The organism is Streptomyces sp. NPDC048353, from assembly GCF_055587165.1.
Genome location: NZ_JBVJGU010000014.1, coordinates 15,667 through 29,497, shown reverse-complemented (window position 1 = coordinate 29,497; position 13,831 = coordinate 15,667). Strand labels below are relative to the sequence as shown.

Annotated in this window: 11 protein-coding genes; 6 read left to right on the top strand and 5 right to left on the bottom strand. The window is 72.1% G+C overall.

What is annotated here, in order from left to right; translation table 11 throughout:
- Window positions 1-609 precede the first annotated feature (609 nt).
- From ACZ6RC_RS32450 to ACZ6RC_RS32435, 4 genes are all read right to left on the bottom strand, one after another.
- A complete protein-coding gene (locus ACZ6RC_RS32450) occupies window positions 610-1,734 on the bottom strand; it encodes a heparin lyase I family protein (RefSeq protein ID WP_469590195.1) in 1,125 nt (374 codons plus the stop codon).
- Between the two features lie 291 nt (window positions 1,735-2,025).
- On the bottom strand, window positions 2,026-3,075 hold the full coding sequence (locus ACZ6RC_RS32445) for a dienelactone hydrolase family protein (RefSeq protein ID WP_469590192.1): 1,050 nt from the start codon (window positions 3,073-3,075) through the stop codon (window positions 2,026-2,028).
- Between the two features lie 589 nt (window positions 3,076-3,664).
- Entirely contained in the window at window positions 3,665-5,188 is a 1,524-nt protein-coding gene (gene exaC / locus ACZ6RC_RS32440; protein WP_469590187.1) for an acetaldehyde dehydrogenase ExaC, read from the bottom strand.
- 56 nt (window positions 5,189-5,244) lie between these two features.
- A complete protein-coding gene (locus ACZ6RC_RS32435) occupies window positions 5,245-6,540 on the bottom strand; it encodes a GAF domain-containing protein (protein ID WP_469590184.1) in 1,296 nt (431 codons plus the stop codon).
- 424 nt (window positions 6,541-6,964) lie between these two features.
- On the opposite strand from ACZ6RC_RS32435, the gene ACZ6RC_RS32430 reads away from it, so the two are divergent.
- A complete protein-coding gene (locus ACZ6RC_RS32430; protein ID WP_469590181.1) occupies window positions 6,965-7,351 on the top strand; it encodes a hypothetical protein in 387 nt (128 codons plus the stop codon).
- 193 nt (window positions 7,352-7,544) lie between these two features.
- On the opposite strand, the gene ACZ6RC_RS32425 is transcribed toward ACZ6RC_RS32430, so the two are convergent.
- Window positions 7,545-8,207, bottom strand: coding sequence for a TetR/AcrR family transcriptional regulator (locus tag ACZ6RC_RS32425; RefSeq protein WP_469590177.1), 663 nt, complete (start codon window positions 8,205-8,207; stop codon window positions 7,545-7,547).
- Between the two features lie 78 nt (window positions 8,208-8,285).
- Between ACZ6RC_RS32425 and ACZ6RC_RS32420 the strand changes: the two genes are divergently transcribed.
- The 5 genes from ACZ6RC_RS32420 (at window position 8,286) to ACZ6RC_RS32400 (ending at window position 13,831) form a co-directional block, all read left to right on the top strand.
- Window positions 8,286-9,266, top strand: a complete 981-nt coding sequence (locus tag ACZ6RC_RS32420) for a sterol desaturase family protein (protein WP_469590174.1) — start codon at window positions 8,286-8,288, stop codon at window positions 9,264-9,266.
- 20 nt (window positions 9,267-9,286) lie between these two features.
- Complete coding sequence (locus ACZ6RC_RS32415) at window positions 9,287-9,877, top strand: SRPBCC family protein (protein WP_469590171.1); 591 nt, start codon at window positions 9,287-9,289, stop codon at window positions 9,875-9,877.
- Window positions 9,878-10,269: 392 nt separating this feature from the next.
- Window positions 10,270-12,102, top strand: a complete 1,833-nt coding sequence (locus ACZ6RC_RS32410) for a PP2C family protein-serine/threonine phosphatase (RefSeq protein WP_469590167.1) — start codon at window positions 10,270-10,272, stop codon at window positions 12,100-12,102.
- Complete coding sequence (locus tag ACZ6RC_RS32405) at window positions 12,099-13,430, top strand: cobalamin B12-binding domain-containing protein (RefSeq protein ID WP_469590164.1); 1,332 nt, start codon at window positions 12,099-12,101, stop codon at window positions 13,428-13,430. The genes ACZ6RC_RS32410 and ACZ6RC_RS32405 overlap by 4 nt, the downstream gene beginning before the upstream one ends.
- The gene (locus ACZ6RC_RS32400) at window positions 13,427-13,831 is read left to right on the top strand and encodes an STAS domain-containing protein (protein ID WP_469590160.1); all 405 of its coding nucleotides are present in this window, start codon (window positions 13,427-13,429) and stop codon (window positions 13,829-13,831) included. The genes ACZ6RC_RS32405 and ACZ6RC_RS32400 overlap by 4 nt, the downstream gene beginning before the upstream one ends.

Genomic DNA, 13,831 nt, shown 5'->3' with positions numbered 1-13,831 from the left:
TGTTTGTGTGCTCGGCCTGCGGGCTTGCCATCACTGGGCCGCTGACCGAGCTGCCCGAGGTGCCCGCCCGTCCAGGGGACCAGGGCTACCCCAAAGCCGACGGATCACGTCGTGCCACCGCGACCATGCCTCTCGGCTTCTTCTCCCGGGAACCCGAGCCGTGGGGTGCACCGCTCGTGCCCTGTGCCGAGCCCCGCCCTGTCTTCGCCGGCGGCCCCTGTCTCGGAGACCCGGACGAGGTCGACGGGTACTTGGTGTCCGCCGGCCCTCGCAACACGGTGGTCCTGCACCCCGACGACGCTCGTGGCCTGCGGGAAGACACTGATAATCTCAGGCACTGCAGCGGCTGCTGTGGTCTGCACGGCCAGGCAGGCATGAACCGTCGGTGCCCCTGTGGCGCGCACGTTGGCACACTCATCAACGACTGCAACACCGCGTACGAGCTCCACCTGGAACCCAGCCAGGTGCGCTCCATCGCGGATCGAAGACGGCGTGGAACAGCTCTGGGAGAAGTACCCGGCCACCCCTGACGGCGCACCCGCGCCGCTAGCCGGGCCCGGGATGGCGGCGGGCCGTCTCGGGCGTCGCTTCCAGGGGTGGCCGGTGAGCCTACGGGCGGTGGGCGGCCCGTCGGGGTGAGGGTGTCGCGTTGCGCCGCCGGATGAGGAGGAAAGCGCCACCGGTCAAGGCCGCGACAGCGGCGGCCGCGACGGCGATCAGGCCGGTGGAGCCGGTGTCCGGGAGTACGGATCCGTCGCCCTTCGTCGTACCGGGCGTGGTGCCGTCGGCCGCCGCGACCGCCGCCGCTGGCGGGGTGCCGCCGGACGCTGCCGTCCCGATCTTCGCCGAGGGGGACGCGGTAGGCGAGCCGGTGGAGGCGGAGCCCGGCGAGAGCGCCGTGGCACGTGGGGGAGACGCGGCACCATCGGTGGCCTGGGGGAGCGGGCCGGAGGCGGAACCGGGGGCCGTACTGGTGATGGCGATGTCGTCGACGAAGAGGACCGCCTCGGATGCTCCGGCCCGAAGCCGCGGCCCCTTTTCGGGGCGCCAGCCGGGCCGGTAGGCCCCGATCCTGAAGTGCGGCGGCTGCCCGCGGTGGTAGTTGTTGGCGCCCTGGTGCGAGCCCACGTTCACGCCGTCCCGTGCGACGGTGATCGCGCCAGGCGTGTTCGGGGAGGACCACGTGATGGTGAAGGTCCACTGGTTCCAGTGGCCCAGGCGTGCCGCGCCGAGCGGGATGATCCTCTCCTGTATCCGACCGCCGCTCATCCAGTGGACCTTGAGCCGCCAGTCACCGCCGTGGATCGCGAGTGCCACGACTGGCTTGATCCGTGCGGAGTCGTCCTGCGTGCTGAACCACTGGGCGACGAGGGTGTCGAAGTCCTGCTTCTGCCAGTCGCCGGGGAGGTAGTTGGCGAAGCTGAAGCGATGCGTGCCCGCGTCGAGCCCCTTGATGACCAGTTCGGATTTGAACGAGCGCCCGTCGTTGGGAATGTTGACGCGCGCGGCCTTCCCCGATCTACCCCCGGGCGCGGGCCCCACGACGATGCGCCCGGCGCCTTTGAGCGCCATGAACGGCAGTTTCTGGGAGGAGGATTCGAAGGTGTACGAGACGGAGTCGGCGGCGGTGGCCGGGGTGGCGGCCGTCACGCCGAGGACCAGGAGGGCGCTGGTGCATGAGATCAGGAGGCGGGCGCTGCGGCCGGTGGGGGACAGCGGCTTGGCGAAGTGCATGGGCGATGTTCCTCGTGCAGGGGGCGAAGTCTTCAGCAGGTGGCCGAAGAGAGGGCGGCGGAGCAGCGAAGCCCGGACGTCAACCGGCGGAGATCGCAGGAGCAAGGACGGTCGGGACGCGGTCGAGGACGTCGAGGGCGCACTGAGCAGCCTTTACGGGCCGGGCGGGCGCTTCGGCTGTGCGCAAGAACGAGGCTGGCCGCGGCCCAGCCGGGGTGTTGCGAGGGCAGTGGACGCGATGGCGGTACCTCGCTCCTGACGCACGGACCGACCGGGGAACCGCGGCAGGGGTCAGCCGGGTTCGCCTTTGCTGATGGTGAGGTTCGTGGGGAAGGGCGGGAGCAGGCGTTGCCGGGTGCTGACCTGGCGGATCGTGTGCGGATCGTCGTACGACTGCGGTGTGGCGGGGAAGAAGGTGAGTCGGGGGCCGCTGGTGTGGAGGTTGCGGCCGGTGGGGGCGGGGCCCTTCAGGGCGGGGAGCCGGTACGCGGTGGCCTTGAGCAGTGCCTGCTGTATGAAGTCGGCGGTCAGCTGGGCGACCTGGTCGCGTGCCACGTCGGGCCGGGTGACCTGGGAGGCGCGGCAGGTACCCACGCTGCCGTCGCTCTTGGTCGGGTCGAGGTTGGTGTTGAGCATGGCGTGGCCGGTGCCGGCGAGCACGACGTCGGCGGCCACGGGGGTGGTGCGGGATGCGGCCAGGGCCTTCGTCTCCTCCAGCCCGGCGTCGGGCCAGGCGTCCTCGTCGCAGGCGCCGCGGATGTTGAGCACCGGGACCTTGTGGCGGGACCCGTCGCCGTTGGTGGCGGGCTCGATCGCGACGGCGGCGAAGAGACCGGGGCGCTCGGCGGTGTGCTCCAGTGCGTAGCCGCCACCGCGGCTGTGGCCCACCACGCCGATGCGGGAGGTGTCGATCCGGCCCTGGGCCCCGCTGATGGCCAGGCCGCGGTTCCGGCCCTTGTCGAGGTCGGAGAGCAGCTTCAGGTGGGCGTCGAACAGGTCGTTGTATGCCTTTACGGGATGGGCCTCACCGGCCCACCACGCCTCCGCGCCCTTCACGTCCATGGCGACGGCGACGAAGCCCTTCCGGGCGAGGGCTTGGACGAGGTAGGACACGCCCGCGTCGTGGCGCAGGTAGTCCGAGCCGACGCCGAGCTCCTTCGGCTTGCCGGGTTCCGCGCAGACCAGCGGCCAGGTCGTCTTCACCGGCCGGGCCGCGACGCCGTCGTTCTTGGCTTCCGGCTCCACGCAGGTGGGGTGGTTGCCGTGGACGACGACCACGACCGGGCGGGGGCCCGTGCCGGCCGGTAGGCCCAGGACACCGTGCGCCTGGGACGGCCCCACCCCTGCGGCCTCGTACGTGTTGCGGACGGCGCCGGGAGGAAGGTGATACCGGACGAGCTGCGGCTGGGCCGGTGTCGTCGGCTTGGGCTTCGGCGCGACAGGCCGCGTCGCCTCCGGTGTGGCCGCGTTCGGTCTCTCTGATCTTGCCGGCTGGGCCTTCGGCGTAGGGGCCGCCGCGGACGATGCGCGCGGTGTGGGGGCAGCGGCAGGCTGGGCCAGACAGCCCGTGGCGCCCGCGAGGGTCAGGGGTACGGCCATGGCCGCGATAGCGCTCGAAACGGCCTTCTTTCTTGTCATGCCGAGCAGGATGCGCAACCTGACGACACCGTTTTCCGTTCTTGGCGGGGATTGCTAAGTGGGCCACAATTCCGCCCTGACCGTGCTAGAGCCTGCCGGCGGCCCTGGCCGTGGTCGGTGATGACGACCGGTTCGCGGGTGGCGTTGACCTCGCGGGCGATGGCGCCCAGACGGGCGCGGGGGACTTCCTGCGAATACGGCGCCCGGTGGCCGTTCATCGAGGGGTGAGCGCAGACCGCCCGAGTAGGGCGCCTGCCGGGCATCCGCCCCGGACAGGCGCCCTTCTCCGCGTCTAGAAGAAGCCCAGCCTCTTAGGCGAGTACGACACCAGCAGATTCTTCGTCTGCTGGTAGTGGTCCAGCATCATCCGGTGCGTCTCGCGGCCGATCCCGGACTGCTTGTATCCGCCGAACGCCGCGTGCGCCGGGTAGGCGTGGTAGCAGTTCGTCCAGACACGGCCCGCCTGGATCGCGCGGCCCGCGCGGTACGCGGTGGAGCCGTCCCGTGTCCATACGCCCGCGCCGAGGCCGTACGGCGTGTCGTTCGCCGTCGCCATCGCGTCGTCGAAGTCGGTGAACGAGGTCACCGCCACCACCGGCCCGAAGATCTCCTCCTGGAAGACGCGCATCCGGTTGTCGCCCTCGAAGATGGTCGGCTGGACGTAGTACCCGCCCGACATCTCTCCGTCGTACTCGATCCGCTGACCTCCCGTCAGGATCTTGGCGCCTTCCTGCTGGCCGATGTCCAGGTACGACAGGATCTTCCGGAGCTGGTCGTCCGACGCCTGCGCGCCGATCATCGTGTCCGTGTCCAGCGGATGGCCCGGTACGATCCGCTCGGTGCGGGCGACCGCCGCCTCCAGGAACTCGCCGTAGTGCCCGCGCTGGATCAGCGCACGCGACGGGCAGGTGCACACCTCGCCCTGGTTCAGGGCGAACATCGTGAACCCTTCCAGCGCCTTGTCGCGGAAGTCGTCATCCGCCGCCCACACGTCGTCGAAGAAGATGTTCGGCGACTTGCCGCCCAGCTCCAGCGTGACCGGCTTGAGGTTCTCGGAGGCGTACTGCATGATCAGCCGCCCCGTCGTCGTCTCACCCGTGAACGCGATCTTCGCCACACGCGGGCTGGACGCCAGCGGCTTGCCCGCCTCCACCCCGAACCCGTTGACGATGTTGACCACGCCGGGGGGCAGCAGTTCCGCGATCAGCCCCATCAGGACGTGGATCGAGGCCGGGGTCTGCTCGGCCGGCTTGAGCACCACCGCGTTGCCTGCCGCGAGCGCCGGTGCCAGCTTCCACGTCGCCATGAGAATCGGGAAGTTCCAGGGGATGATCTGCGCCACGACGCCCAACGGCTCGTGGAAGTGGTAGGCGACGGTGTCCTCGTCGATCTGGCTCAGCGTCCCCTCCTGGCCTCGCAGCACTCCCGCGAAGTAGCGGAAGTGGTCGATGGCCAGGGGGATGTCGGCGGCCAGCGTCTCGCGCACCGGCTTGCCGTTCTCCCAGCTCTCCGCGACCGCCAGCTCCTCCAGGTGCGACTCCATCCGGTCGGCGATCCTCAGCAGGACGCCCGCCCTCTCGCCGGTGGCCGTCCGGCCCCAGGCGGGCGCCGCCGCGTGGGCCGCGTCCAGCGCCCGCTCGATGTCCTCGGCGGTGCCGCGGGCGATCTCGGTGAAGGGACGGCCGTCGACCGGGCTCGGGTTCTCGAAGTACCGGCCGCGCGCGGGCGGCACGTACTCGCCGCCGATCCAGTGGTCGTAGCGGGACGCGAACGAGACGATCGCGCCCTCGGTACCGGGCGCTGCGTAGCGGGTCATCCACGGGCCTTTCTCGAAGAGCGCCGCCCGCCGTCCGGGCGGCGCTCACGCAGAGGCTAGGAACCGCGACGTTGCGACCCCGTTGCACGGGCCGCCGCCCCCGCCCCCAGCTCGGCGTCGAGCGCCCGCACCCGCGCCTGCACCGGCGGACGCCGAGCCGCCGGCACCGCGGCGGCCAGCGCCCGCCACACCGCCAGATCGTCCTCGCCCCACGGGCTGTACGCCCAGTCCGCCAAGAGCGCCGCGTCGCCCCGCGTGAGGAGCGCGGCCCGCAGCTGGTCGGCGAGCAGCCGCCGCTGCCGGACCACCCAGGGCGCGGACGAGCCGGGCAGCAGCGGACCCGCGTACGCGCCGAGCGCCGCCGTCACCGAGCCCGAGGCGAGCCGACGGGCCACGGTGTCGAAGTCCGCGTCCAGCGAAGGGGCCAGACGGTACGGCCGCGAGCACAGCACCCCGGACCCCAACACGGCCCGCAGCCGGGAGAGTTCGGCCCGCAGCGTGACGGGCGTGACCGTCTCGTCCTCGTACAGCGCCGCCAGCAGTTCGTCCCCGCCCAGGCCCTGCGGATGGTGCGCCAGCACCACCAGGATCTCGCTGTGACGACGGCTCAGCCGCACCTCGCGGCCGTCGAGGACCAGCAGCGCCTCGTCGCGGCCGAGCGCCGACAAGCGGCCACGCTCCCCGGCGGGCGCCGGGGCGAGCAGCGCCAGCTGCGACTCGGCCGCCCGCGCGACCGCCTGGACGAACGCCAGACTGTGCGGGTGCGCCAGCCGGTCCCCGCCCGTGATGTCCACCGCCCCCAAGAGCCGTCCGGTGCGCGGATCGTGGACCGGCGCGGCCGCGCACGTCCACGCCTGCACCGGCCGCCGGAAGTGTTCGGCGGCGAAGACCTGCACCGGCCGGTCGAGGGCGATCGCGGTCCCCGGAGCGTTCGTCCCCGCCGAGGACTCCGCCCAGCGCGCCCCCGCCACGAAGTTCATCCGCCCGGCCCGGCGCAGTGTCCCCGGGTGCCCCTCCACCCACAGCAGCCGCCCCTGCGCGTCGCAGACCGCCACGAGGTGCTCGCCGTCCGTCGCGTACCCGCCCATCAACTCCCTGATCACCGGCATCGCACCGGCCAGCGGATGCCCGTTCCGGTATGCCTCCAGGTCGTCGTCGCCCAGCTCCACACAGGCCGCGCCGTCCGGACTCACCCGCGCTCGCGCCGACCGTCGCCATGACTCGGCCACCACGGGACGCACGGCCCGCCGCACCCGACCCTCCGCGGTGAACGCCTCATGGGCACCGCGCAGCGCTCCCGACCGTTCCACGGGATCCGTGCCCGGCTTCAGAGCCACCCAGGGGTCGCTCAACTCGGCCTCCCCATCGAGGACATCGGTGATACCCGGCCCCGTACCGGTGTCATCCTCGCCGCTGCTTCGGGCGACCACAAGCGGCCCTCACCGGCCGGCCGGCACTCTCACGCCCCTCCCGGTTCGGATCGGTCGGCTCCCGAGCAGGCAGGGCCGGGGAAGCGAAGCGATCGGCGTACCGCGCATGCGGGAACCGGACGGTGCTTGAGTGAGTGTCAGGTCCATCATGCCTGTTCGGAGGCTGTTTCGGTAGGACGCAGGGCACGTCCGCCCGGCCTTGTGGCGGCCGGTACGACGCGCCAGACTCGTCGTCATCCACTCTCCGGCCAACGTGTCGGCAACTCTTCCCGGTTGTCGGTCCGTTCGCCGTGCTGTCTCGCCGCGTGACATGCGCCGGCCGGGAGTGGGAGGACGAGGGGGATCGATGGATCAGGACATGGTCGTGCTGGCGAGGGTCAGGCTGCTCAGTGTCAACCGGCGGGTGATGCGGGGCGCCGAGGGGCTGTGGATCTACCGCCTTCTGACACAGGTCGAGCCGGAGGCGTACGGCTCGAAACTGGCGTACGTCCTCGTGGAGGCGAGCGCGTCGCCTCTGGTACGGGAGTTGCCTGAGCGACGGTTGGCCCTGTTGGACGAGGCTGTGGAGGTGGCGACGGCACTCGCGACGTCGAACCCGTACCGGGCGAAGATGCTGGCGAGGGCGCTGGCCGCCAGGCAGCGCGAACGGGAGGGCCGCCCGGCGGAGCGGCTCATGTCCGACGGGCGGGAGCGTCGGGCGGTCCTTCAGGAGGAGCCGCAAGAACACGCGTGACCCTTAAGGGTCGGGCGTTGACTCCCGGGCCGGGACGGTGAAGAAGGAAGGGGCCCGGGCCCGCTTGGCCACCGCGAAGCGGGCTCGGGCACCTTCGCGGGCCCCTTCGGGTCGGGGCCCCTCCGGGCTCGGGCACTTCGCTCCCTGCACGTCCCGCCTTGGCGCCTCCGTCGTCGGCAACCGCGGGGCGCGGTCAGGGCGTTCCGCTCGGCTCGTCCCATGTCCGGTGGTAGTCGGCCCAGTCGGGCCGCGGTCCCGGCAGCCCGGTGTGGGCCGCGCGCAGGCCGTCGAGCGTCAGGGCCAGCATCCGGCGTCGCGCGTGGTCGTCCTCCTCGGTACGGCGGGGGTACCGGCTGAACATCTCGATGACGTGCGCGATGTCGAGGGTCGTGACGTCCTCGCGTACCGTCCCGTCCCCCTGCCCCCGGAGGAGCAGGCGCTCCGCCAGCCCCTTCGCCTCCTCGTTGGAGGCGGCGATGTCCTCGGGCAGGCTGAACGTCCCCGCAAGGGCGGCGAACGCCCCCGCCCGGGCGTCGACCGCCGCGGCCATGTAGTGCGACAGCGCCTCCCAACCGGTGCCCTCCCGCTCCAGGGCGGCACGGAGTTCCCCGATCGTCTCGGCGATGCCGATCGCGCACAGCCGATGGAGAAGCTGCTCCTTGCTGCCGTAGCGGCGGTAGAGCGTCCCGATCCCCACCCCGGCCCGTACCGCGATGGCGGACACGGGGGCCTCGGCACCCTGCTCCGCGAAGACGGCGCGGGCCGCGTACAGCACGCGGACGTCGTTGCGTTCGGCCTCGGCCTGCCGGCCGAAGCGGCTGCCCGCCCGCATCCCTCCGGCGTCTGGATTCTTCATGCCGTCCAACCTATTGCCTATCGGAGCCAAGCACTCCGATACTCCTATCGGAGTGAATCGCTCCGATAGGAGGTTCCGATGGAGAACACGTCCCTGCTGGCCCTGTCAGCCCCCCTCTTCGTGCTGCTCGTCGTCATCGAGATGGTCTACTACCGGCTCCACCCCGACGAGAACGCCAGCGGCTACGGCGTTCGCGACACCGCCGCCAGCTTCGCCGTGGGCGCGGGCGCCGCCGTCGTGGACATCCTCTACAAGACGATCGCCGTCGCCGTCTTCGTCGGCCTGTACGAACTCACCCCCCTGCGGATCGAGGTCACCTGGGCGACGTTCCCGTTGATCCTGCTGGCCCAGGACTTCTGTTACTACTGGATGCACCGGAAACACCACACGGTGCGCGTGCTGTGGGCCAGCCATGTGGTGCACCACTCCAGCCGCAAGTACAACTTCTCCACGTCGGTCCGCCAGCCCTGGACCGGCCTCACCTCGCAGATCTTCTACATCCCGCTGGCCCTGGCCGGCGTGCCTCCCTGGGCGATCCTCCTGTGCGGCGCGATCAACATGCTGACGCAGTTCTGGCTGCACACCGACCGCATCGGCCGGCTGCCCCGCCTCATCGAGAAGGTGATCAACACCCCCTCCAGCCACCGGGTGCACCACGCCTCGCAAGGCGGCTATCTGGACCGGAACTTCGGCGGCATCCTGATGATCTGGGACCGGATGTTCGGGACCTGGGCCGAGGAGACGGACCGTCCCCTCTACGGCCTCACCAAGAACATCGACACCCACAACCCCCTCCGCATCGTCTCCCACGAGTACGTCGCCATCGGCCGCGACCTGGCCCGCGCCACGCGGTGGCAGGACCGGGTGCGTCATCTGCTGGGCCGCCCCGGATGGCAGCCCGTACAGGATGCGCTGGTACAGGAGGCCGAGGCTCAGCGTTCCCATCCCGGCCGGAAGGCCGCAGAATCACCGGTGATCGGTTCGGGCGACTGCTGCCCCGGCGCGGCAATTGGCGTCCTGTGCACCTGCGCGGCCGCCGGTACGGAGATCGCACGCTGAGAACACGGGAGACGAACGCCATGGGAGGCGACCTCTTGGACGGACAGGACGACCCGGCCGCGCGGACTAGGGAACTGCGGGAAACCATCGTCGTCGCGGCCGCTCCCGAGGAGGTGTTCGCGGCGGTCAGCGATGTACGGCGCATGCCGGACTGGAGCCCGGAGTGCATCGGGGTCCGCATCATCGCGGGCCGTAACGGCCCCCGCCCCACGTTCATCGGCTTCAACCGCAACGGCTGCCGCTATTGGTTCACCGTCTGCCGTGTGACCCGCTGCGAGACGCCGGAGGAATTCGCCTTCCGCGTGTCGATCGCCGGACTCCCCATCGCCTCCTGGGGATTCCGGCTCAGCCCGGCCGAGAACGCTGTCGAGGGCGCCCCCGCCACGTACGTCACCCAGTACTGGCACGACCTGCGCCGCGGGCGCCGGGGGAGGATCACCGACCTCCTCGGCCGCGTGGCCGCCGGCACGTCTCCGGCAGCCCGGTTGCGTACGAACCGCTCCGGCATGGCCGCGACGCTGGACCGCTTGAAGCGGGCGGTGGAATCGGATGCGGAGCGGAACCGTACGTCCTCCCGGGCCACTCCCTCGTCGGCCTCCGGCGCCGACTGACGCGACTGACGCGACTGGCGCCGAATGTCGCCGACTGACGCCAACGGGCACCGACTGACGCCAGCTGGCCCGACTGACACCGACGCGAGCCGCACAACGTCCGGCGTCCGCGGCAAGCCGACCCTGCTGTTCCCCGACACGGGTGCCGGCAGACCGGCGGAGGCGCGAGTGTGGGATTGCGCACTACCCCGGATCCGGATAATTCTTCCTCTTTTGGGGTGGTTTTCTGGTGACGGCTTTGTGTGTGCGGTGTGTGAGTGTTGCCGTGCGGCATCTGTTCACGGGTGAGAAGGCTCGCTTGGCTTGATGCGTCACAGACGGTGGGGAATGGTGGACCGTGGATCTGTTTTCCAGGTGGAAGGTGGTGGGTCCCGCATAGCGGGCCCCCGCGTATGACTGTTTCCCCGAGTGTTTCCGGCCGGTCGCGTGGTGTCGTCTCGAGTACGAGTACGTCCTGGCTGCGCGCGCCGTACCCGGCGCTGGTGGTCTGCCAGGACGGCGGTGTGATCGAGGCCAACGAAGCCGCTACCGGGTTGTTCCCCGGCATGGTCAGCGGTGCGTGGCTCGCCGATGTCGCGCCGTCCTGGCTCGCCGACGCCCATCGGCGTCTCGCCGGGCCGCCGCGGCCCCGCAGCAGGCCGTCTGGCCGGCCGCAGCACTCCCGCACCGGCCTCGACCGGGATGTCGCTCTCGGCCGAGATGTCGACGGCGACGGGAATGCCGATGTCGACCACGGCGTCCGCCGTGATGAGGACCCTGATCTCAGACGCGGCCTCGGCCAGGGAGAGCGCTCCGACAAGCGGACGGGCCCCGCGCCGGTCCACGGGCGTCACGAAGGGCGGCTTCTGCGCGCTCATGCCACCCTGTCGGACCACGGGGACGTCGCCTGGTGGCTGGTCGACGACACCGACCGGCAGGTGCTGGAGCAGGCGCTCGAAGGCGAGCGGCGGCGCACGCTGTTCCTCGCGGAGGCCTCGTCGAAGCTGCTCGCGTCCTTGAACACCGAGCGCTGTCTGGAGATGACCGCGCTGCTCGCTGCCGAGCACCTCGCGGACGCGGCGGTGGTGGTCGCCCCGCCGACCGGCCGGCGCCTCCCTGTCGTCTACGCGGCGGGGGGCCGTACGGAACGCCGCAACGCGGCCGTGGACCCGGCGGACCTCCCTGGGCTGGCCGAGGCCCTGCAAGGCTTCCCGCCGGTGCCGTCCAGGTGGATCGATCCAGCGGCTCTGCCGTCCTGGGCGCTGCCCGACCACTTCGACGGCGCCCCCGGTTCGGTCGCCGTCACCCCGCTGCCCGGCCATGGCGTCCCCGCCGGCGCGCTGATCCTGCTGCGCCGCAGTGACCGGGCGGCTTTCGACACCTCCGAGGAGCTCTTCGCCCGGCTGTTCGCCGCCCGCGCCGGTGCCGCCCTGTCGGCCGCCCGGCTCTACGGCGAACAGGCCCGCATCACCCAGACCCTGATGGCCGAACTTCTGCCGCCCGCCCTGCGGCAGGTCCACGGTGTGGAGTTCGCGGGCGGCTACCGCGCGTCGAAGGACACCGAGCGCGTCGGCGGCGACTTCTACGACGTCCACCCCGGCCCCGAGGCCGGCCGGGAGCCCCTCGCGGTCCTCGGGGACGTCTGCGGAAAGGGACTGGACGCGGCCGTCCTGACGGGCAAGATCCGCAACACCCTGCACGCGATGGTTCCCCTGGCCACCGACCACCAGTACGTCCTGGGCCTGCTCAACGACGCCTTGCTGACGTCCCACCACACCCGGTTCGCCACTCTGGTCCTGGCCTCCGTCAAACGCGTGGGCCCCCAGGTCCGGCTGCGTCTGACCAGCGCGGGGCACCCCAGGCCCCTGCTGCTGCGCACCACCGGCGAAGTGGAGGAGGCCGACACGGCCGGCACCCTGGTGGGCGCGCTGCCGACCGTCACCTCCCGCTCGGCGACCGTCTACCTGGCGCCGGGGGAGACCTGCCTGCTCTACACCGACGGCATCACCGAGGCCCGTGGCGGCCCGCTGGGGTCGGCCATGTTCGGTGAGAGCCGCCTGCGGGCCGCGTTCGGCGAGTGCGTCGGTCTGCCGGCCGAGGCCGTCGTCGAACGCATCCGGATGCTCGCCTCCCAGTGGGTGGGCGACGGCCCGCACGACGACATGGCGGTGGTGGCGATCACCGCCCCGCACACCACCCATCTGACGGCGGTGAACGGACACACTCGGGGCAGGTACACCGCATGACTTCTCGCATCCCGGGCCCGCCCGCCGCGCCCGCCGACCCCCCTCCCGCGGTGCCGGACGCTCCGACCGCGGTCGCCCGCGGCCTTGCCGTCGCCCCCGCCACGCCCAGCCCGGCCCCCGCCGCCGCTCCGGCTGCCGTGGCGACGGGCGCTGCGGTTGCCGCCTCCGGCGCTCCGGCCTCCGCCGGCCCCGGGGCCGGACCGGTCTGCGGGGAGGCGGATGCCGAGACGCTGCGGGAGCGGCTGTGGTCGGCGGTCCAGGCCCGCGGCGAACACGCCGCCGTCGCCGTGTGCTTCGAGGCCCTGGACGGCGGCATGACGGCGGAGGACGTCCTGCTGGACGTGATCGGGCCGGTGCAGGCCCGCGTCGGCCAGGAGTGGGCGGCGGGCCGCATCAGCGTCGCCCAGGAACACGCGGCGACCGCCATCCACGACCGGGTCATCGCCGCCGTCGCCCACCGGACCCCGCACGCCCCCTCCCGTACGCCGCGAAACTCCTCCGGTACGGCGCCGACGCGGGTGACCGTGGCCTGTGTGGAGGGGGAGTGGCACGCCCTGCCCGCCCGGATCCTGGCCGAGGTGCTGCGCGGGCGGGGCTTCACCGTCGATTTCCTCGGCGCCCAGGTCCCCACTCCGCACCTCATCGCCCACCTGCACCAGACCGGCCCCGACGTGGTCGCCCTGTCGTCCTCGATCCCCACCCGCCTGCCCGCCGCGCACGCCGCGATCACCGCCGTCCAGGCGATCGGCCTGCCGGTCCTGGCCGGCGGTGCGGCCTTCGGCCCCCAGGGCCGCTACGCCCGGCTGCTCGGCGCGGACGGCTGGGCACCCGACGCCCGCGCGGCGGCCGAGATACTGGCCGCCCGGCTGGAGCGCCCCGCCCCGGCCCTCCCGGCCGGTGTCCCGGACGCCGCAGGCCGACTGCCCCACCTGGAGGACCAGGAGTACACCCTGGTCGTGCGCTCCAGACCGCAGCTGGTGAAGAACGTCCTGACCGCCCTGGAGGACCGGCTTCCGGAGATGCGGTCCTACACCGACCAGCAGCGGGACCGTACGGCCGAGGACATCGCCCACATCGTCGACTTCCTCGCCGCCTCCCTCTACACCGACGATCCCGACCTGTTCGCCGGCTTCGTCACCTGGACCGCCGGCATCCTGCAGGCCAGACACGTCCCCGCCACCGTCCTGACGCCCGCTCTGGACCTGCTGGCGGCCGAACTCGGCGACTTCCCCCGCGCCCTGACGCACCTCGGGGCCGCACACGCCGCCCTGACCGCCTTCCCCTCCCGCACCACCGCCCCCGTCCCCGGCCCCGGAAACCACGCATGACATCCCACCCCCACGTCCCGTTCCGTCTCGACGCCGCCACCGCCGGCGACGGGACCCTGCATCTGACCCTCGCCGGCGACCTCGACTGGGACACCGCCGAGGACCTCCTGCGGGCCGCTCGCGCCCACCTCGCCCCCGAGCGCCGGCCGGCCGATGTCCACCTGGACTGCTCCGGGCTGACCCTGTGCGACTCCACGGGCCTGTCCACCCTGCTGACCCTGCACCGCGAGACCGCGACGGCGGGGGTACGCCTCCACCTCGAGGGCCGGCCCGAGTTCTTCGACCGGCTGCTCCACCTGACCGGCACCTACCAGCACTTCACCGGCGCCGCGTCCCCGGCCGAGGCCCGCCCGCAGACCGACGAGGACACCGGCGCCCCGCCCCTGCCCCGCCCCCGATAG

What these genes read in the sequence shown, in the direction of transcription:
- ACZ6RC_RS32400 (WP_469590160.1), top strand. Translation starts at nt 13,427, where the DNA reads ATGACATCCCACCCCCACGTCCCGTTCCGTCTCGACGCCGCCACCGCC.
- ACZ6RC_RS32425 (WP_469590177.1), bottom strand. Translation starts at nt 8,207, where the DNA reads ATGAAGAATCCAGACGCCGGAGGGATGCGGGCGGGCAGCCGCTTCGGC.
- ACZ6RC_RS32420 (WP_469590174.1), top strand. Translation starts at nt 8,286, where the DNA reads ATGGAGAACACGTCCCTGCTGGCCCTGTCAGCCCCCCTCTTCGTGCTG.
- ACZ6RC_RS32430 (WP_469590181.1), top strand. Translation starts at nt 6,965, where the DNA reads ATGGATCAGGACATGGTCGTGCTGGCGAGGGTCAGGCTGCTCAGTGTC.
- ACZ6RC_RS32410 (WP_469590167.1), top strand. Translation starts at nt 10,270, where the DNA reads ATGACTGTTTCCCCGAGTGTTTCCGGCCGGTCGCGTGGTGTCGTCTCG.
- ACZ6RC_RS32450 (WP_469590195.1), bottom strand. Translation starts at nt 1,734, where the DNA reads ATGCACTTCGCCAAGCCGCTGTCCCCCACCGGCCGCAGCGCCCGCCTC.
- ACZ6RC_RS32405 (WP_469590164.1), top strand. Translation starts at nt 12,099, where the DNA reads ATGACTTCTCGCATCCCGGGCCCGCCCGCCGCGCCCGCCGACCCCCCT.
- exaC (WP_469590187.1), bottom strand. Translation starts at nt 5,188, where the DNA reads ATGACCCGCTACGCAGCGCCCGGTACCGAGGGCGCGATCGTCTCGTTC.
- ACZ6RC_RS32415 (WP_469590171.1), top strand. Translation starts at nt 9,287, where the DNA reads ATGGGAGGCGACCTCTTGGACGGACAGGACGACCCGGCCGCGCGGACT.